At 44.3% G+C, this 19,317-nt stretch carries 23 protein-coding genes; 9 read left to right on the plus strand and 14 right to left on the minus strand.

Going from position 1 to position 19,317, the window contains the following annotated elements:
- Positions 1-220 precede the first annotated feature (220 nt).
- The 5 genes from ABIE50_RS01125 (at position 221) to ABIE50_RS01145 (ending at position 4,530) form a co-directional block, all read left to right on the plus strand.
- On the plus strand, positions 221-1,603 hold the full coding sequence (locus tag ABIE50_RS01125; protein WP_209856764.1) for a hypothetical protein: 1,383 nt from the start codon (positions 221-223) through the stop codon (positions 1,601-1,603).
- A 33-nt stretch (positions 1,604-1,636) separates the two neighbouring features.
- Positions 1,637-2,146 carry a hypothetical protein gene (locus ABIE50_RS01130; protein WP_209856762.1) on the plus strand — a complete coding sequence of 170 codons (510 nt, stop codon included), beginning with the start codon at positions 1,637-1,639 and terminating at the stop codon, positions 2,144-2,146.
- Positions 2,147-2,381: 235 nt separating this feature from the next.
- On the plus strand, positions 2,382-2,894 hold the full coding sequence (locus ABIE50_RS01135) for a hypothetical protein (protein WP_209856760.1): 513 nt from the start codon (positions 2,382-2,384) through the stop codon (positions 2,892-2,894).
- A gap of 57 nt (positions 2,895-2,951) precedes the next feature.
- Complete coding sequence (locus tag ABIE50_RS01140; protein ID WP_209856758.1) at positions 2,952-3,506, plus strand: hypothetical protein; 555 nt, start codon at positions 2,952-2,954, stop codon at positions 3,504-3,506.
- A gap of 493 nt (positions 3,507-3,999) precedes the next feature.
- The gene (locus ABIE50_RS01145) at positions 4,000-4,530 is read left to right on the plus strand and encodes a 2'-5' RNA ligase family protein (RefSeq protein WP_354028278.1); all 531 of its coding nucleotides are present in this window, start codon (positions 4,000-4,002) and stop codon (positions 4,528-4,530) included.
- On the opposite strand, the gene ABIE50_RS01150 is transcribed toward ABIE50_RS01145, so the two are convergent.
- The 7 genes from ABIE50_RS01150 to ABIE50_RS01180 form a co-directional block, all read right to left on the minus strand.
- Positions 4,527-4,850, minus strand: coding sequence for a hypothetical protein (locus ABIE50_RS01150; protein ID WP_209856754.1), 324 nt, complete (start codon positions 4,848-4,850; stop codon positions 4,527-4,529). The two genes, ABIE50_RS01145 and ABIE50_RS01150, sit on opposite strands and share 4 nt — an antisense overlap.
- 53 nt (positions 4,851-4,903) lie before the next feature.
- The gene (locus tag ABIE50_RS01155) at positions 4,904-5,251 is read right to left on the minus strand and encodes a hypothetical protein (RefSeq protein ID WP_209856752.1); all 348 of its coding nucleotides are present in this window, start codon (positions 5,249-5,251) and stop codon (positions 4,904-4,906) included.
- Positions 5,252-5,263: 12 nt separating this feature from the next.
- Positions 5,264-6,016, minus strand: a complete 753-nt coding sequence (locus ABIE50_RS01160) for an SDR family oxidoreductase (protein ID WP_209856750.1) — start codon at positions 6,014-6,016, stop codon at positions 5,264-5,266.
- Positions 6,017-6,057: 41 nt separating this feature from the next.
- A complete protein-coding gene (locus ABIE50_RS01165; protein WP_209856748.1) occupies positions 6,058-6,798 on the minus strand; it encodes an SDR family oxidoreductase in 741 nt (246 codons plus the stop codon).
- An 85-nt stretch (positions 6,799-6,883) separates the two neighbouring features.
- Complete coding sequence (locus ABIE50_RS01170; protein ID WP_209856745.1) at positions 6,884-7,822, minus strand: AraC family transcriptional regulator; 939 nt, start codon at positions 7,820-7,822, stop codon at positions 6,884-6,886.
- A gap of 76 nt (positions 7,823-7,898) precedes the next feature.
- Positions 7,899-8,843, minus strand: a complete 945-nt coding sequence (locus ABIE50_RS01175; RefSeq protein WP_209856743.1) for a polysaccharide deacetylase family protein — start codon at positions 8,841-8,843, stop codon at positions 7,899-7,901.
- Complete coding sequence (locus tag ABIE50_RS01180; RefSeq protein ID WP_354027834.1) at positions 8,843-9,310, minus strand: DoxX family membrane protein; 468 nt, start codon at positions 9,308-9,310, stop codon at positions 8,843-8,845. Before ABIE50_RS01180 ends, ABIE50_RS01175 begins: the two co-directional genes overlap by 1 nt.
- A 17-nt stretch (positions 9,311-9,327) precedes the next feature.
- Here ABIE50_RS01180 and ABIE50_RS01185 point away from each other — a divergent pair, with 17 nt between their 5' ends.
- Positions 9,328-10,173 carry an AraC family transcriptional regulator gene (locus ABIE50_RS01185; protein WP_209856741.1) on the plus strand — a complete coding sequence of 282 codons (846 nt, stop codon included), beginning with the start codon at positions 9,328-9,330 and terminating at the stop codon, positions 10,171-10,173.
- Positions 10,174-10,224: 51 nt separating this feature from the next.
- On the opposite strand, the gene ABIE50_RS01190 is transcribed toward ABIE50_RS01185, so the two are convergent.
- Complete coding sequence (locus ABIE50_RS01190; RefSeq protein WP_142684896.1) at positions 10,225-10,506, minus strand: hypothetical protein; 282 nt, start codon at positions 10,504-10,506, stop codon at positions 10,225-10,227.
- A 147-nt stretch (positions 10,507-10,653) separates the two neighbouring features.
- On the opposite strand from ABIE50_RS01190, the gene ABIE50_RS01195 reads away from it, so the two are divergent.
- Positions 10,654-11,241, plus strand: coding sequence for an SMI1/KNR4 family protein (locus ABIE50_RS01195; RefSeq protein ID WP_209856739.1), 588 nt, complete (start codon positions 10,654-10,656; stop codon positions 11,239-11,241).
- Here ABIE50_RS01195 and ABIE50_RS01200 read toward each other — a convergent pair.
- Positions 11,229-12,227, minus strand: coding sequence for an AraC family transcriptional regulator (locus tag ABIE50_RS01200; RefSeq protein WP_209856737.1), 999 nt, complete (start codon positions 12,225-12,227; stop codon positions 11,229-11,231). The two genes, ABIE50_RS01195 and ABIE50_RS01200, sit on opposite strands and share 13 nt — an antisense overlap.
- A 142-nt stretch (positions 12,228-12,369) precedes the next feature.
- Between ABIE50_RS01200 and ABIE50_RS01205 the strand changes: the two genes are divergently transcribed.
- A complete protein-coding gene (locus ABIE50_RS01205; protein WP_142684893.1) occupies positions 12,370-12,765 on the plus strand; it encodes a nuclear transport factor 2 family protein in 396 nt (131 codons plus the stop codon).
- A 791-nt stretch (positions 12,766-13,556) separates the two neighbouring features.
- Positions 13,557-13,883 (plus strand): hypothetical protein, encoded by a 327-nt coding sequence (locus ABIE50_RS01210; RefSeq protein WP_209856735.1) that lies wholly within the window; start codon positions 13,557-13,559, stop codon positions 13,881-13,883.
- A gap of 4 nt (positions 13,884-13,887) precedes the next feature.
- Here ABIE50_RS01210 and ABIE50_RS01215 read toward each other — a convergent pair whose 3' ends face one another.
- The 5 genes from ABIE50_RS01215 to ABIE50_RS01235 all read right to left on the minus strand — a co-directional run bounded on the left by ABIE50_RS01215 (position 13,888) and on the right by ABIE50_RS01235 (position 19,311).
- A complete protein-coding gene (locus ABIE50_RS01215; protein WP_209856733.1) occupies positions 13,888-15,108 on the minus strand; it encodes an ABC transporter permease in 1,221 nt (406 codons plus the stop codon).
- Between the two features lie 12 nt (positions 15,109-15,120).
- Positions 15,121-15,870, minus strand: a complete 750-nt coding sequence (locus ABIE50_RS01220; RefSeq protein WP_142684889.1) for an ABC transporter ATP-binding protein — start codon at positions 15,868-15,870, stop codon at positions 15,121-15,123.
- On the minus strand, positions 15,867-17,102 hold the full coding sequence (locus ABIE50_RS01225; protein ID WP_142684888.1) for an efflux RND transporter periplasmic adaptor subunit: 1,236 nt from the start codon (positions 17,100-17,102) through the stop codon (positions 15,867-15,869). The genes ABIE50_RS01220 and ABIE50_RS01225 overlap by 4 nt, the downstream gene beginning before the upstream one ends.
- A gap of 13 nt (positions 17,103-17,115) precedes the next feature.
- Complete coding sequence (locus tag ABIE50_RS01230) at positions 17,116-18,411, minus strand: TolC family protein (protein WP_354028279.1); 1,296 nt, start codon at positions 18,409-18,411, stop codon at positions 17,116-17,118.
- Between the two features lie 438 nt (positions 18,412-18,849).
- Positions 18,850-19,311, minus strand: a complete 462-nt coding sequence (locus ABIE50_RS01235) for a DUF983 domain-containing protein (RefSeq protein WP_209856731.1) — start codon at positions 19,309-19,311, stop codon at positions 18,850-18,852.
- Positions 19,312-19,317: the final 6 nt, after the last annotated feature.

The following is a 19,317-nucleotide window of genomic DNA, read 5'->3' on the forward strand; positions in this document are numbered from 1 at the left end:
AAAGTATTTCCTTCTTGCAACCTAATACAGCACAACTGTACACATGTCGAGAATAGGAGCAGGCCCAATCCTATTTCTTATAGCAATAGTCCCAAATGCAATAAATTTATCTAGTATGTTAATTTGTATGATCCATTTTGTCCATATCAGTCGAAATAAGTTATTTTGATGCAAATATTGTTTGAGAATGGTCTTTTAATTAACCCACCCCTCCTTAACGATGATTAAGATTGTTATGCAACCCCTCAAGTCGTACGTGGCTGCGCTTGTTCTTTTGGTTTTAGCTATGTCTAGCTGCCAAAAAGAAACTTCTGAATTAACTCAAAATCGGCCAACCGATATTTCGATTGAAGAGGCGAAGAACTGGCTTTCACTCGGACCATCAGGTATTCAGCCGATAATCCTGCAACACCGTAATCCTGGAACTCCGGATTGGGGAAATGCCCAGTTTTTTAAGTTTCAAGACAAATCGAGTATTTTAAAAGTTCCATTAATCGATTATTATCTTCCTGTCGGCTACCGGGACATTTTGTTTCAGAAAGATTCAAATGGGATTATCTTGGGAGCTATTCAGGAAATACGGCCAGGTAAAGCATATCTGGCTGCAAAAGGTAGGGATAGAGATGAAAACATGAGGCAATTTGTGACCAATGAGGATTTTACCGGTGACATAATTATTTTTGATCCGTTTGAGAACGTTCCTCTCAGGGGCAGACGTTTTAAAGATGGCCTTGTGACTGGTAACCTGAAATACAAATCACGGGCTTTGATGGTGGATGATCCCATAGATCCGCCGAAGCCAAAGAAAAAACCAGCAGGCGTGGATGACGATGATCCAGCCTTTGAAATTGACCTTCCTGCAGTGGAAGTGACCGCACCAGGATCGCGTACTCCAAGTACCCCTGGTACTGATATACCATTCCCCTCAGAACCTGTACTGCCCAAGCCTGGAGGGCCGGTTACTCCTAATAATCCAATTCCTATTGGTGGTGGCGGGGGAAGTACATCTACAGGAGCAGGAAAGAATTCTATCAAAGAAATTAAAACAGATCAAATTACTAATCAATGCTTATCTGAAGCAATAAGGCTAGCCCTTGATAAAGGATTAAAGAATGAAATAACTACCACATTCAATAATTTATTCTCTGGTACAGACGGTTTTGATATAACCTTTAAAGAAGCAGCATTGGCTAAATCAACTTCTGCGCAAACTGAAACAGTTAGTCGCTATGACATTGAGATTACGCTAAATAACATTACACTACCAAATTCATCTAAAGAATTCATAACAGCAACCATTTTGCACGAAGCTGTTCATGCTATGTATGATGCCAAAGGCGTTTCTACTGGCGCCAATAGATTAAGCTTTTCTGAATATGTTCAACATAATTTAATGGCTGATAGATACGTGAAGGAAATCGCTTCAGCCCTTCGAGCAATATTTCCTACACTCCCTGAGGATGACTCTAAAGCATTAGCCTGGGAGGGCTTACAAGACGGGGCTTCATGGAAAGCAATGAAACCTGCTGAGGCCAACAAGCTACTGTTATTAGGAGATGAATATGATCAGTCCCATAAAAAAGGAACAAGGTGTTCAAAATAGATTGATACTTAACTAAACTTAAATTGGAATGCTATGAAACTAGTTAAATACATTATTCATAATATACTGATCGTGAATGCAATTATTTTTCTTATAAATCCCGTTCACGCGCAGAATAAATTTAATACCACTGAAGTAAAAAAAATTGAGAAAACAATATCGAAGTTGGTCAAACTCCCGGCTGATTTTAAAGAAAGAAAAAACTCTGCATGTTTTTCAATAAAATTCACGTTTGCCCACGACTATGTGCTCACGCAAATCGCCTCCTCTTCGAGATCCCCATCTGGATTGGATTCTGGCCTATTTAATATAAAAAATTATTCAGATATAAACTGGTCTAAGTTATTTAGGGCTAATATTAAAAAAGCTAGTGAATTGATAATCGTAGTTTCAATACGCCCAGATGATAGCATCGATGAAGTGCCAAATATTACACACTACCAAGTAGATGATCTCTTTAACTTTAATAATAATAATGATGCAAGCAGTGTCTATATTTTGCCCAGAACTTTCGCAATTCAATACGGTCGAGTTATAAAATAATGTCGGATTGAATTAACACCATTCTTCGGAAAATGTAATGTACATCACAAAAACGTTTGTTTTTGAAATAAATTCCATTCCACTGATGTAAGATAACATGAAACTATAGCTTATGCTTAATAACCTGGTTTTAGTGATGATAAATTTAATTTTATTTCCATGCGTATCTCTCCGACCAGTGTACTTGTTCGAGGGATATGTATTAAATTGGTTGAACCCAGCAGCAGCGTAATATATGAAGCTATCTGACATAATAATCAGCTCTTTCCTTTCCATTCTTTCTTATGGGGCCTTTGCTCAATCTAAAACTGAAGAACCTAAAGCAAAGGTAAAGTTTTACAAAACATTGGATTCTCTGATAGCCCCATTAACAAAAGGAAAATATGATGAATTTTCATACATCTTCCGAATAATGCTTGATTTTGACAACAGTGAAAAATTGAAAGTAGTTAAGACCTCTGATTCATCCCCACGCGATCTTTACAAAGTGGTAGATACATTAAAGATCTTACGGATTAACTGGAAAAAAGTCTTTGATGACAATATCAGAAATAGAAAAGCAATTATTACAGTTTACTATATGAAGGAAAGAGATAATGGGTCAGTATTGTTCCAGTCTGCTGATGACGCGTCAGTATATATTGATCAGTTTGGTGAAGACGTGATTACTGAAAAAGAAAGGGTTACAAGGTATCTTAACCTTTCGGTACATATAAAAAGATTTGCAGGGAAAAACCGACCGTTTTAGAAGTCGATTAAACAACTCAATATCTTTTATCTTATCAGGATCTTATTGTAGTAGTGTATGGGGGAACTCAAAAAAAGTCGAAAGATATTTACAGGATTATTGCTTTGCTTTTTGTGTTTGATTAAAACTACAGTAGCTCAAAAATATTCCGAATCAGAGCCAGAAATATCTAAATTGTTGGATCTGATTGATTCAGAGAGAAAAGAACTCAGAAAAGAAAGTTGCCCTGATTGTTCATATATTACATTGATTAAATTGTCTTTCAAAAAGAATGAATTGGACAGTATTTCACTTTCCTACTCGACTCCGCTTTCTTTGCTTCCGTTAGCCGACAAAATAAAAAAACTCCAGATAAACTGGAAGGCCATTCTAAAGAAAGCTGGAGGTAAACAGAAAATTATATTGCCTGTTATTTATCTAAATAATCGATCGGGGGGATCTGTATTATTTGCGGATGGAAATGATCTCCTTAAGGGTATGTTTGAATTTGAGAAAGGTGACATATTAAGTATAAAAGAGGCTATGTATTGGTGGTCGCCAGTCTGGATTATAACCGAGTCTGGTGCGAAGGAGGGTAAAATGGTACCGGATAGCACGCAGCTTCATCGGTAATGATCCGATATGTTTTCACAATGCTTATGTTTAATAACCAAAATTAGAATAATTATACCTTAAAGGGTATAAATTAACTTAGAGTCTTCTCATTTATACCCTTTAGGGTATAACATCAATGATTACATATCCCATCTTCACTGTTAAAGGCTCATGTATACTATCGCCGTCTCTCCTTCAGACCATCCCTATACTTTACCAGGCGGTAAAACAACAATAAGCCAACCAACCGCCTAAAGGATCGGCTAATATGCGGCGCAAATACGGCTTAAATACGGGGCATATACGGCGAAACCCGGGAGTATCCATACAGTAAGATGCCAACAAACGGGCGTACATTATAAATGTATAACAGTTCTTTCATATCAGGCTGCTATTTTATATAAATAGCCGGCTAAACCAACCCTACGCGCATTTTGTTATCCCTGTTATGCCACGCCGCCATAATCCTGATCAGCTGCCACTTTTTCCACCGGACTCCATTCCTTCCAAAATGGTCTCCTATTTCATTATCATCTCTCCGCCCCAAAATATAACAGATGCTGTTAAACTTCTGGAGCACGAGCTTTACAACCTGATCCCAGGCGCTAAAAGCGACCAATTCCTAAAAGCGCATATTTCTTTGCTAAAACTAAACTGCGAAGAAGCAGATACGGAAATCATTAAGCTGGTAAAAAAAGCAGTTGAAATATGCGGGCTGGCCCGCTTTGAAATTGAGTTGAATGGATATGATATTTTCCGGCATGGGTATACGTCAGATTCACTCGTTTTAAAAATCCGTTATCCTTATCCAATAACAGAATTGCATAAGTGGCTGTTCAATGCGTTTAAGCCTAAGCATAAACCCCAAAAAATAACACCACACCTGACAATAGTGAAAGATATCCCACATAATAAGCTGAACGGAATAAACCTGTCCGGCTTTGATTATCATCACTCTTTTTTGTGCGATAAAATTACCATCCTGAAAAAATCTTCTACAGATACTATCTATAAACCACTTTTTGAAGTGCCATTACCCTAATATTCCGCCTGTCCTATATCCAGCCTGTTGATCTTACCATCCTTATCAATATGAAATTTAAAATAGGTTTTGAAATCACCCCACTGGTCGCTATGAAAGCGGCCATATACATCCAGTCCGTTGTTCTCCACTTTGTCGATACTGGTAAAGCGTTCATGCCCTATTGCCTTCTGCCAGAATGCTTTAAAATCCATCTTATTCCCGTCATCATACAGTGCTGCCTTATCAGTGAATAAAGCAAACCATGCTTTGCTGTCATTTGTTTGAAGGGCATTTACCGCCTGCTTCACGGTGGCGTTGGTAAGTTTATCTGTATTCATACTAGGTTTGTTTTGCTGCACAAAGAGGGCTGTGATGATCAATAATAAGGTTTTCATTTTGCGAGCGGGTGTTGTAGATAGATGATAACAAGATTCAGGAGAAAGAAGGGTACTTCTATAGCTGCTCCCTTCAGATCCCTGCCGTATAATGAAAAGCAGATAATCATCAGGATAGAGGCTGCCATCAGGAAGTTGCCCAGTAAGAATGTCCTGGGATACAGGATCATTAAAGCACTCAACACCGTAATTACACCGTTAATAATGATGGCTGTTTTGCTGAAATGCCAGCGGCTGAACATGGCGATCATTTCCGGTTTCTGGCCGATCATGGCCAGGCCTTGTTTCAGGCCCATAAACACGGTAAAAATAATCAGGGCGGCATTGAGTACTTTAAGTATCATAACAATAGATTTTTAATTGGTGGCTCCTCCGTTTACCAGCAGGTGCTGGCCGGAAACAAAAGAGGATAAATCGCTCGCAAAAAACTCAGCCAGGTTAGCCACATCTTCTACCTCTGCGAGCCTTCCCATAGGGCAGCTATCCAGTAATTGTTTTCTCAGTTCAGGATAAGCTGAGGGGTCAGCAAAAATACCGGAGTGATCTACCGCGAATGGGATAATCGAATTTACGGTAATTCCTTTATGTCCGATCTCTTTGGATAAAATATCTACCAGGTATCTTGGAGTGGTTTTGCTGCCTCCATAAACGGCCATACCGGGTACGGGGAAAGAAGTGGTGCTGGAAGCAATGTAAATAATACGGCCATTATTTTCCACATGTTTTGCGGCCTGTTGCATAGTGAAGTAAGTGCCTTTTGTGTTAATGGAAAATACTTTGTCGAACTGCTCTTCTGTAAATTCCGTTACCGGTACTTCTACCATTTCTATGCCGGCATTGGCTACTACGATATCAATTTTACCAAAGGCTTCTTTTGCTGCTGTAAACAGTTTCTCAAGATCGGCTACCTTACTAACGTCTGCCTGTACGGCGATTACGCGCGCACCCATAGCAGTGATGTTGCTTAATACTTCATCTGCAGATGCTTTGTCTTTTGAGTAATTCACTACTATATCGGCGCCCAGGGCGGCATAACGTTCTGCAATGGCTTTACCGAGCCCTCTTGCTGATCCTGTGATCAGCGCCACTTTGTTCTTTAAGCTGTTCATGATATTTGCATTTATTTTTTTTGAGAGATGATATTGAATGATCAGGCCATACCACCATTTACACCGATATTCTGGGCATTGATCCATTTGGCGTCGTCGCTGGCGAGGAATACCACTACGCGGGCAATATCGTGAGGCTCGCCAATACGGTTGAAAGCAGAAAGAGATGCCAGCCGTGCGATCAGTTCTTCAGATTTGCCATTGGTAAATAACTCCGTATCGGTTGGGCCGGGTGAAACGGAGTTTACATTAATGCCCCGGGTGCCTACCTCTTTGGAGAATACGCGGGTGAGCTGTTCCACTGCTGCTTTAGTGGCTACATAGGTGGCATAGGCAGGCAGCATTATACGGTTTACAGAGGTGGAGAAGTTAATGACGCTGCCGTTATCTGCCAGGCGGGTGGCCGCTTCCCTCATGGTGTTGAAAGTACCTCTTACATTGATATCGAACTGACGGGAGAAGTCTTCATCGGAAGTATCTTTGATCAGTTTGGTGATCATGATGCCGGCATTGTTCACCAGTACATCTATGCGGCCATAATGTGCAATGGCTGCATCAAACAGGGCTTTTACCTCACTGCTTTTACTTACATCGGCCTGAAGCGCAATGGCATCGCCGCCTTGCTGTTTAATGCCGTTTACTACCTGCTGTGCTGCATCTTTGCCGCCTGCATAGTTAACGATCACTTTTGCGCCTGCAGCGGCCAGCTGCCGGGCTATTTCAGCGCCAATGCCCCTGGAAGAACCGGTAACCAGGATGATCTTATCTTTTAAAGTGCTCATATTTTTGTGTTTTAATTTGATAACACAAAGATGAGCCAACGGTTGCCCGGAAAAGTATAAGAATTACACTAATAGTTACAAATTTCTAAGATGCATGCTGTTTCCTGTAAAGCACCGGGGAAATGCCGGTTTGTTTCTTGAAGTAATTACTGAAATGGGTAGCTTCCGTAAATCCCAGCTGGCTGGCAATTTCCTTGATGGATGCAGGGGAATGCTGCAGCAGTGAGCGGGCTTCTGTAATGGTCTTTTCTGAAATCCAGGTACCTATAGGTTTCCCTGTTTTGCTTTTGATCACGTTACTGAGATAATTGGGATGCAGGTGCTGGGCGTCCGCATAATCCTGTACCCTGAATACTTTGTCGGCCTTGCCACTTACCAGGTCGCGGTAATGCTGCTCCAGCGTCCTTTTAAACTGTTTCACGATCTGCGAGCTGCGGTTCCCTTCATAGATGGGGTTATAATCTTCCCAGAAATATTCTTTGATCTTCAGCAGCAGTACTACAAACAGGTTGCCTATCATCCTTGTTCTGTATGTGGAAGAGGATAAATATTCCTTTTCTATCTGCAGGTATAATTGTTCAAACTCCGCAAACACCTCCGGTTGCAGGGTTCTGGGCGGTACAGTTTCCGCAAGAAGAAAAGGGAACTCCTCAAAGATCTTCGGATGTACATTTTCCTTGAGAAAAGATTCACTGAGGGTAACCAGGTGCACATCATTGATCTGCTGCCATTCGAACGACTTAAAATGCCCCGGGTTAGTAAAATAAATAGTTCCGGGAGAAGTGTTAAAAGTTTGTTCATCGGTAGTATACCGGCCGATGGCATCTTTCACAAAAACAAAAGAAAAGAAATTGGTACGGTATACGATAGAAGTATAGGGCAGCTCATAATGAATATCCTTCAGGTTGTGAATGGTAAAGGCGGTTTTCGCATCAATACTGTCTACCGGCAAACCCTGGTAGAGATACTGATCCAACAGGCTGTTAAAAATGATCCTTTCCTGGCGTGCTTTCCTTTCTGGCATTGGATGTTGCTTTGTGTGAAATTAAATAAAAAAAGACAGGCAAATGATACCTGTCTCTCTTATTTAACTTCATACCTTACTCCCTGACTGTTCCCTTATCCGCCAGCGCCATCTTCGCTATATCATCCTTTCTTTTAAACGCCACGCCTGCATGTTTCTGCATATAGGCAAACAACTCGCTGGTGGCTTTCACCAGTTGCGGGGTACCGCCGATCCTGTCGTGAAAGCTAATGGACATCATCCGTTTGCGGCGGGCAGACTCTTCATACAGCTGATCGAATTCCATTTTTATCTGTTGCAGGAACTGATCGGAAGAGAACCACTGCCCTGCTACCAGCTGTATGTCATTGCAGCGCAAAGTATAGGGCACTACTACAAAGTCGCTCCCATTCACTTTTGTAATAAACGGCTCATCGCGGCTCAGGTCATCTATATGATACAGGAAACCCAGTTCCTGCAGGATATTAAGGGTATTATCGCCCCGGCGCAGCCAGTTGGCGTTATATCCTACCGGGGTAACGCCGGTGGCTTTCCTTACAGCTTCCACGCCATCTGCAATGAACTTTTTTTCCTCTTCATAGGGCAGCATGTACTGCGATGACCAGTCGCGTCCATGTGCTGCGGCTTCATGCCCACGTTGTACAATTTCCCTGGCCAGCGCAGGATGTTTTTCCACAGCGCTGCCTACCATATGCGAGGTTACTTTGATGCCATGCTTATCCCAGTTATCGAGCATACGGGGAATGCCTTCCGTGTAGCCATACGCGTACCAGGTGGCCGCAGGAAGATCCTTATAGCCTTTCAGCATATTCTGTGGGAATGGGCTCTCGGGCCGGTCCGGCTGCCCCCCGGCTTCAAACTGCATAGACACAGATACTACCAGCCGGGAACCATCTGCCCATCCGGGACCAGTTGCGGCTGCCGGGGCTGCTTTGGTTTGTGCCAGTGCCGTTCCAGGAAGCACTATACCTGCCAGGCCCGCCAGGCCGGCTGTTCTCAGGAATTCTTTTCGTGTAGTCATTATTTTTTTATGAGATGATCAACCGCAATAGTGTTGTATTGAATAAAAGCCAGCAGTACTGCGAAGAAAGCGGCATGGATCAGCTGGGAGGGCAATGCTTCCCAGTTTTCGATCATAGCAGTTCCAAATATGAGAAGCACCATTACCGCCCCGCCGGCAATAAGGGAGACCCTGGTAAATAAGCCCACCAGGAGCAACAGCCCGATTACAAATTCGGCAATAGGCAATACATAGCTGAATGGTACCACCAGCAGGTCTGGCAGCATAGATTTCTCAAAGCTTTTAATCATCCAGGCGCTGAAGCCATTCAGCTTGGGAAGCCTTACCAGGCCGTGGCCAAACATACTGGCGGCTACTGCCAGCCGGAACAACAGAAATGCGATAGCGTTATTTTCCATTTGTGTGAAATTTTGTACAACAAAGATCAGGCGGAAGCGGGTAAATAATTTGTACTTTCTTAGGATCATTCTGTACTTTTGCAGGTATGCTACAGGAGAATTTATATCAGCCTTTTGAGATTGAATACCGGGAATGCACAGAGTGCCCGATAGATCCGCATAAACACAACTTTTTTGAGCTTGTATATATAGTGGAAGGCACTGGCATGCAGTGTGTGAACAAGAACCAGCTGCCCTACAGCCCCGGGAAACTGTTCCTGGTAATGCCGCAGGACTGCCACTCGTTTGATGTACAGGAATCCACCAAGTTCTTCTTCATCCGGTTTAATAACATCTATCTTCAAAATCAGCATAAAGACTGGATACAACAACTGGAATTCATTTTCCAGAACAATAACCATATGCCGGGTTGTATCTTAAAAAACAAAAATGATAAACCACTGGTAAAAGCATTGGTAGAAGCGCTGATCCGTGAACTGGTAAACCAGCAGCCTTATCACCGGGAAATGGCCCAGCAGATTGTAAATACCATGATCATGGTGATTGCGAGGAATATACTGCTGCAAATGCCGGAACAGCCTAAGCATCCGGCCAAACAGGATGCTTCCATGAATATACTGCATTACATACACGAAAATATTTACACACCGGAAAAACTGCGTGCGGAACAGATTGCGGCCCACTTTAACATTTCACCTACTTACCTGAGCGAATATTTTAAACGTAACAACGGCGACAGCCTGCAGCAGTATATTACCCAGTATAAACTGAAGCTGGTGGAAACAAGACTGCAATACAGCAGTATGCGGGTGGGGGAAATTGCGGATGAACTGGGATTTACAGATGAGAGCCACCTGAACAGGATGTTTAAAAAATATAGAGGCGTAAACCCTTCCGCCTTCCGGAAAGAGTTGCAGCTGCAGCATAACTAAAAAAAAGCGCCCACAATGTGCAGGCGCTTTTTACAATAATTTTTTTCGTCACTATTCTTCGTCCTCTTCTTCTTCACCATCGTCTTCCAGCCACTCCATGTAAGAGTAGTACCAGTCTTCCAGCTGTTCCAGCAGTTCCTGTTTTTTTTCCGGAGCGTTCTTATAAAATTCTTCTACATTGTCGATTTCATGAATGATATCGATGTAGGCAGTTTCTTCATCTTCTTCTACCCGTTTGGCAAAGAAGCGGGGTTTTTCGGTATGAAAAATATATTCATTTTCCGGATCTGTTACAGGGTCGTCTGCAATGAGAAATTTAGGTAGCTGTGCCATAAAGGAGTTATTTACTTTTAATGATGTTGTACGTATTTACAAGAGCTACAAAATTATTGATAATTAGCTTATAAAAAACATGCAGCAGGAATGAATAAATTTATTGATTAAATTTCACATCTTTATAGTCGTTAAAACCCATACCATATGCAGCAATATTGGCTCAGATGGGAAGAATGGATGCAGCGGAACGCCCCCCGGCTGCTTAATATCCTTCATCCCGGTGTTACTTTTGAAGCGGTGGAATCCCTGGAAAAACTCATAGGAGCTGCTATGCCGGCTTCATTCAAAGCATTTTATGCTGTTCACAACGGCCAGCAGAAAGCCAGGGCCGGCCTGGTAGATGCAGATCAGCTGCTGAGCGTGGAAGATATCATTACACAATGGCATCACTGGAAAGACCTGCTGGATGCCGGCACTTTCAACTATCATGATGAGCCCATACTTTCCACACCGGATACCGGCATTAAAAACGATTGGTGGAACCCGCTGTGGATCCCTTTTACCGGCGATGGCTTTGGCAATCACCTGTGTATTGACCTGGACCCCGCACCGGAAGGAAAACAAGGGCAAATCATCACATTCTGGCACGACGACAGCCATCGCGCTGTTATAGCCGGTTCGTTTGAAGAATGGCTGCAGGACTATCTCAGCGCCCTGGAAAAAGGAGAATATATTTTTGTGAAGAAATGGGGAATCGTACATAAAGACACGTTCCTGAACTACAACGATTGATGATACTGTACCGGTGAACTGCCTGTCCACCGCTTGAAAGCCCTCGTAAACGCACTTAGCTCATTATAACCAAGCATCCAGGAAATATCTTTCAAAGGGTAATTACCGGAAGAAATATAATACACCGCCAGTGAGTGCCGCACCGCATCTGCAATATCCTGATACTTTACGCCTTCTTCTTTCAGTTTCCGCTGTAAACTGCGCGGGCTCATATTGAAATTAGCCGCCATATTGTCCAGCGACGATACGCCAAGATAAGAGTTGGCCAACAGGTAATTATAGATCCTGTTCTGCAGGGTTTGCGGCTGCCCCTGTGCTTTTGGCAGGCTGCTTACTTTTTGCAGTAAAAGGTTCTGAAGCTCGTAGTTGGCCGTTAACAACGGCTCGTCCCAATACCTGCTGTCAAATACCAGCATATACTCTCCTGCCCGTTTCGACGGCCTGCAACGAAAAACACGCTCATATTCTGCCGGATCAGGAACGGTATAGGCCAGTCGTGCTGCCTGCGGCACAATTTTCTCCAGCAGCAAACCATCCAGCTCATGGATCACCATCATCAATAAAAGATCGATCAGTTGCCGGAAAGCGTAGGGCGGTGCCGCTCCGTAATCCACTACCGGCAGCAGCCGTACTGTAAAGTTCCTGGAAGTACGGGTTACTTCCATCCTGCACTGGTCTGTAACCAGGTGCGTTAAGGCGGCAGCATGTGTGAGCGCTTCCCCTACGGTGGCGCTGCTCCTGATAATTTCACCCACTACACCCAGGGCGGCAGGTTGCAATGATTCACCGAAATGCAATCCGAATAAGGGATCGTTGGTTAGCCTGCCCGCATTCAACCACAGGTCCTGCAGCTGCTGCGCGGTAACAGGCGCTGCATGATTTTTTTTTAACGCCGCCAGGTCGATGCCTGACAGCTTACAAAGCTGTGCCGCATCTACATCACGTTGCACAGCATACGCGATAATACTTAATACCAGCTGTTTCATATAACAAAGGTATTGGCTATGCAGATTACAAAAATCACAGTGTCGTAAAATGGTAAGTATTTGTCGGGTAAAGATAAATGATTAAGGACAGCCGGGTAATAGCTTTGCATTATCAATTCATCAACAATAAAAAATTATAAAAATGGAACAACAAACATTACAGGTAGTAACAGATTTTGTAAATGCCGTACAGCAGGTGAACCTTGAAAAACTGGGCGCCTTGTTGCACCCTGAAGTAACCTGGGAACAACCGGGCAATAACCGCTTCTCCGGTATCAAAAAATCAAGCGGGGAAGTATTCCAGATGGTAGGCGGCATGTTTGAAGTATCACAAAATACCATGTCGCTCCAGGCTATAAAAACCATTGCTGTAAATGGTAACCAGGCATCTGTTGTACTTACCTGGAAAGCATCCAGGCCAGGTGCGGAACTGCATACAGATAACGTAGACGTATATACGGTAGAAGACGGAAAAATTGTGGCGGCAAAAATATATGCGGAAGATATCCTGCAGGAAAATACTTTCTGGGGCAACTGATCAAACAATTATCACGGGCAACACCTTCCGGGCAACGGGCAGCCTGGAAGGTGTTTTTTATTTACAAATACTTCCCCCTGCTGTTACGGATAACAGTTAATTTTTTTCAGCATTTGTTAATAAGGAGAAATCAACTACCGGTTGTATTATGGCTACGCGTTACTTTTATTCTCCCCGTGAGGTGTAGGAACAGATAGATACAGACCAATCGAACTACTTCACAGGCAGAGGGTTTACCGTACATGAATATACGAAAATAAAATGATCCCGTATGGGGAAAATTCCCGGTATGTACCTGGTAATACGGTAAAAAGAACATTTGTAAGAAACTGTATTTCAATAAACAAATCAAATGGCATTATTGTTGAATAACAAAGAGCATAAGGCAATCTTTTTTTAAAAATTAAAAAAACATAAACATGAAAAACTCCAAAATTTCTGATAGCTGCAGCGGTTGGTGTAGTATTAACACTGGCGGGCCAACACACTTTTGCGCAGGGAATAGACAGTACCGCCAAAAAAGTAGGGCATAAAACAGCATCTATTGCCGTTAAAGGGGCCTCCGCCATTACGGATAAAATTTATAAAGGCAAGGAAGGACCAAGCGGAGAAACCGTTTACATCGATAAAAAAGACAGGAAATATATTGTAGATGAGAAAGGCAAGAAGATATATCTGAAGAAATCGCAGATACATGATAAAAAGAAAGACTAGATCTACACTGCCATAAAATAAGCCGGCCAGGGAAACCTACCGGCTTTTTGTTGCCTGTAATCTTAAAACTTCCCCTTATGCAACTGAAGCCAGGCACCTGCTATAAGGTTAATAGCAAAACCATTGCGACACTGCAGCAATTCGGCGAATATGAATTTATAGTAGCTGTGATCCATGCCAACGATACCTCCGACAGTGCAGTTTTTGAGCTCAAAAAGCTCCTGGGCCATTATAGCACCGAACAGGAAATAGCCACCCGACAGGCTGTGGAAACCCATGCCGATGGATTTTCACTGGAAGATATTACCGGCCGGCAACTCAACCTGCCGCAATTTGAAAAGGAAAGCGCCTTTATAAAATGGATCAGTGAAGGCATTGCCACACCCTGCGATTGCAACGCTTAAAAAACTACTCGTAACGTAATGCTTCAATAGGGTCCAGCCTGGAAGCCGACTGTGCAGGATAATAGCCAAAAAACACCCCTGTAAAGGCACATACCACAAAAGAGAGCACAATAGAGGATTCAGACACCAACGTAGGCCATCCCAGGGTAAGGGTAATTACTTTGGCAGACGTAATTCCCAATACCACTCCTATCAGGCCGCCGGTAACGCTGATGATAATAGCTTCCACCAGGAACTGCAGTAAAATGTCGATGCCCCTGGCGCCGATAGACATGCGCAATCCTATCTCCCTGGTACGCTCTGTAACAGAAACATACATGATATTCATGATACCGATACCGCCAATCACCAGCGAAATACCTGCAATTGCTGTTAACAGGATGGTAAGCAGACTGGTGGTTGAGCTCAGTGTTTTTATCAGCTCTTCCATGGTTCTCACCTGGAAATTATTTTCATCGGAGGGCCGCAGCCGATGCGTTGTTCTGAGGATGTCGGTAATTTCATTGGTGGCCTGTTCCGAAGCGCCTTCGCTTATGGCCGAAGCATAAATGCTCTGGAAATAAATAGTAGCCAGGATACGCTTCTGTACCGTGGTATAGGGCGTGAGAATAATATCGTCCTGGTCCTGCCCGAAAGAGCTTTGTCCTTTTGGCGCCAGTGTTCCAATTACCTGCAACGGGATGGACCCCAGCCGGATCACTTTTCCTACCGGGCTTTCCCCGCTTGGGAACAGGTTATTGATCACGGTTTGCCCCAATACGCATACCTTGGCAGCAGTGGCCACATCAGCATCCGAAAAACTGATCCCTTCATTTATCGTGAGCTTGCGTATATCGAAGTAGGAAGGCGCTACTCCCTGCAGGGAAGTGGGCCAGTTCAATGCCCCGTAAATGGCCTGTCCTTTGGTGGATGCCACTGGTGATACCGCACTCACATACTCCGCATTCTTTTGTATGGCCAGTACATCTGCAATGGTAAGCGACTGAAAGCTCTCTCCTCCTATTCTTACCCCACCGGCCACATTACTGCTGGGCAAAATGGTGATCATATTGGACCCCATACTGCTCAGCTGCGACTGGATGCTTTCTTTGGATCCCTGCCCTATAGCTACCATCGCAATAACAGCGGCCACACCGATGATGATGCCCAGCATGGTCAGGAATGCCCGCAACTTATTGCGCTGCAAGGCTTTTAACGCTATCATTATGAGATTGACTGCACTCATGCTTTCGGTTAATTAGTAGTCTTCAGCCGGAGGCAATGCTGCCAGGGCTTCCTTTGCCGACCGTATGTTCTCATTTTTACTGTCCTTCACCACTTTCCCGTCGCGCAGCATCACCGTTCTGCTGCTGAAAGCGGCTATATCCGGTTCGTGCGTAACAAACACTATTGTTTTTCCTTCCTGGTTCAGATCCTGCATCAGGGCCATAATTTCGTAAGAAGTACGGGTATCCAGGTTACCGGTGGCTTCATCTGCCAGTATCATTACCGGCTGGTTTACCAACGCCCTTGCGATGGCTACCCTTTGCTGCTGCCCGCCCGAAAGCTGGCTGGGGGTATGATCTTCCCTTTCGGCCAGCTTCACTGCCTGCAAGGCATCCATAGCCCTGCTTCGCCTTTCCTGTACAGACAGCTCCGGGTTGTAAAACAACGGAAGCTCCACATTTTCCAATGCTGATGTTCGCGGCAACAGGTTATACGCCTGGAACACAAACCCTATTTTATGGTTCCGCAAACGGGCCAGTTCATTCCTCGACAGGTTGCTTACATTCACTCCATCCAGCAGGTAACTACCGGAAGTAGGTTTATCAAGACAACCAAGAATATTGAGCAGGGTGGTTTTCCCCGAACCGCTGCTTCCCATAATGGTCACAAACTCGCCCGCAAATACATCAAAAGACACGCCTTTCAGTGCACGTACTATTTCAGTACCCATCACAAATTCACGCTTGATTTGCTGCAGTTCTAATATTTTGTTGTTGCTCATCGTCTTCGCCCTCCCATTTTTGGTAAAAACGGACTGCTGTTGCCGGTTGCGCCGGCCACGGCGCCACCCGCGCTGACACCAGTTATTACCACATCATTTTCGTTTAGCCCTGAGAGTACTTCAATATGGGTATTATCATTCAGCCCTGTTCTGATATGCCTTTGCACCAGTGTATCGCCCCGCAGCAGCCAAACGTAATTGGAAGAGCCTATGCGGGCGGTACTTTTGAACCTGCCACCGGTTGTATCCTTTGTTTGGGCAGTAGTACCACGGTTTCTTCTCACGGCGCTTTGTATCACATAATCTTTGAGCTGCACGGAATCAGGAATAAATTTCAGCGCTTTCACCGGCAGCAGCAAAGCTGTATCTTTTTCTGCCGTATAAATGGTAACGTTGGCCGTCATGCCCGGCTTCAGTTTCATATTATCATTAGGCGCGTTGATAATGGTGTTATAGGTAACCACGTTGGAAGAAACAGATGGCTGCAGCCTGATTTCCTGGACGCGGCCTGAAAACACATCTTCCAGGTAAGCATCAACGGTGAAGGTTACACGAAGTGAATCTTTTACGTTGCCTATATCCGCTTCATCCACACTGGCTTCTACCTGCATCTTTGTAATATCCTTTGCGATCACAAACAAGGTAGGCGTATTAAAACTGGCGGCCACTGTTTGTCCTACGCTTACATTCCTGTTCAGCACTACTCCATCAATGGGGGAGTGTATTTCTGTAAAGGAGAAGTTCTTTAATGCTGAATTCAGCTGGGCCGTTACGCTGGCTACGTTTGCTTTGGCCTGTCCTATCTGGTTGGAGGCAATATCATAGTCGGCCTTACTGATGGCGCCTGTTTTATACAGCAGCTCCTGCCGCTGGAAATTGTTCTTCTGGTACTCCAGGTTGGTTTGGGCCACCTGTACATTGGCACGCAGCTGATCTACCTGTGCCTGGAAAAGATCTTTGTCCAGCTCCGCCAGCAATTGTCCTTTCTTCACCTTCGTGTTAAAATCCACATACAGGTATTTGATAGTGCCCGACACCTGTGTACCAACAGCAACGGTATCTACCGGCTGTATGGTACCGGTGGCCGTTACAGTAGTGGCGATATGCCCGTATTCCGGTTTGGCGGTATCAAACCTGACTGGTTCTTTCTTCTTCCTGATGAAGAAAAACCAGATCGCCACCAGCAGCAGTACGATCACCACCGTTATGATAACACCTTTATTTTTTCTCATACCTCATTTACATTTATAGTTTTACCGGTGCGCCCCTGTAAAAATCATATATCCTGATATTCAGGGCGGCATTGTATTTTGCCTGTATATAAGATTGTAATGCCTGTATATATAAATTCTTCTGCTGAAGAAAAACCACCACATTGGCAGCCCCTACTTTCAGTTGTTCGCTGGCGATCCTGTAGCCTTCCTGCGAATATTTCAGCTGTTCTACCGCGGCATCGTACTGCGATTGTGCATTGAGCACATTGATATATGCCTGTTCAATGGTTTGGGTAAGATTGGTTTTTGTATCCTTCAGCGCCAGTTTCGACTGATCTACTTCTATTTTTGCTTTTTCCACATTGGTTTTTACAACCCGGCGGGTGAAAATGGGAACAGATAAAGTGATTCCTATCTGCTGGTAAAAATTATCATCCATTTGCTTGAAATAAGCGCTGCCTGCCCCTCCGCTAACATAAGAGGATCCCAGCGAGCCTCCCGCGGTAAGCGTGGGCAGGTAGCCGGCTTTCGCCTTTGCCAGGTCGAGGTTAGACACTTCTATGCCCAGTTCGCTGCTCTTAATTTCCGGCCTGTTGGCCAATGCGGAATCCTGCGTTTCCTGCAACGCATATAACCTGTCATTACTGATCAATGTATCCGGTTCCTGGATCTCGAAATTGTAACTGCTGGGCAGCTGCAACAGTTGTTTCAGTACCAGCTTGTTCTGGCGGTGCTGGTTTTCAGCATTCACCAGCGTGTAGCGGTCGTTGGCCAGCTGCGCCTGTAGCTGCACCAATCCTATGAGGGCCATGCTGCCCACATCATATTGCTGTTGCCCCTGTTTTACCTGCGCTTCGGAAGTGGCTACCACATCCTTTACGTACACAATGTTTTCCTTTGCCAGTAAAATGTTCAGGTAAGCCTGCGTAATCAGCACCGTGATATCATTGATCTGCGAGGCAATGTTCAGGCCGGCTATCTGCGTAAGCAGATTCTTTTGTTTAATATCATTATTAAGATACCCGCCCTGGAAAAGGATGACATTTGAGTTAACACCGTAATTGCCTGTGGTATTCACCCGGTATGACGAACTGCCTGCGGCAGTAGTTGATTTTCCACCGTTAAGATCCTGGGAAATGGTACCGGTAAGATTAGGCAGCTTTGCCGCACGCGATAGCAGCAAATCCTGTTCGCTGCTCATCCTGCTCAGGCGCAGGCTGTTCAGCTGGATATTATTTTTCAGCGCATAGTCGAAGCACTGCTGCAGCGTCCATTGTGCGGGAAGATCCTGCAGGGTGCTGTCCTGGGCGTTTAGCCGGGACCTCACTGACAACAAAAAAATGAAAAGGATTACTAATCTTCCGGGCTGTCTGAAAAACATCATCGTATAATCATTGATGTTAGTAAAGGCTACAACTGGAATAAGGGGCCAAATGCTGATACAATATACTCAATTATTCATCTTCCAACATCAGCGATACCTCCTGCTCTTCTTGCTCCGTTCCCCTGCAAGGGTTATTTTTTTTGCCGTAATCCGCGACTGTATGCGATCCGGACATCAACACCCACCCCGTGTTAAGTACTGTTAATTATTGTTAAACCCCGTAGCGATACTTATTTAAGGAGATCCGGTAACTGCTTTGCAATAACAAAAAAACGGACCTACAGAAAGATAATAACGGATAAGTCGTCCGTTTGTTCTCTCCATAGATCCGTAAATTACTATCTCCGTTCTATTGGTTGCTTAGTCCTCTCTTTCAGCGCCCTATATAGCATTTTTAAAAGTAGCATTTGACCTGCCACTGCCCTGTGGCGGGCCTTGTTGCCAGTTCTCATCGTAGTACACAAAAAAGGCCATCCAGATGGTACGGGACCACCGCATCAGCACGGGTTGCAATATTACCAGCAGCAGGGCATTCACTCCCAGCCACCAGAAGATGCGGTTATCATAAATGGAAAAGCCTATGAACAGCCACCAGGCGATAAGGCTGGCCACACATACTGCTATCGACAGCGCATAGCTGACATAGCCGGTGCCGTAATAAAATCCTACCTCTACTTCCACCGGCTGGCCGCATACCGGGCATGTATCGGGCATCTTCAGGCAGTTTTTCAGGTCGTAGGGATTTTTTGTAGTATAGATAGATCCCCTTCTGCAACGGGCGCACTTATTCCCCAGCAGGCTTTTCAGCAGGCCGGGTTTTACATTATTTTTATCTGCACACATAAAATG

This window comes from Chitinophaga sp. OAE865, assembly GCF_040546735.1.
GTDB lineage: Bacteria > Bacteroidota > Bacteroidia > Chitinophagales > Chitinophagaceae > Chitinophaga > Chitinophaga polysaccharea_A.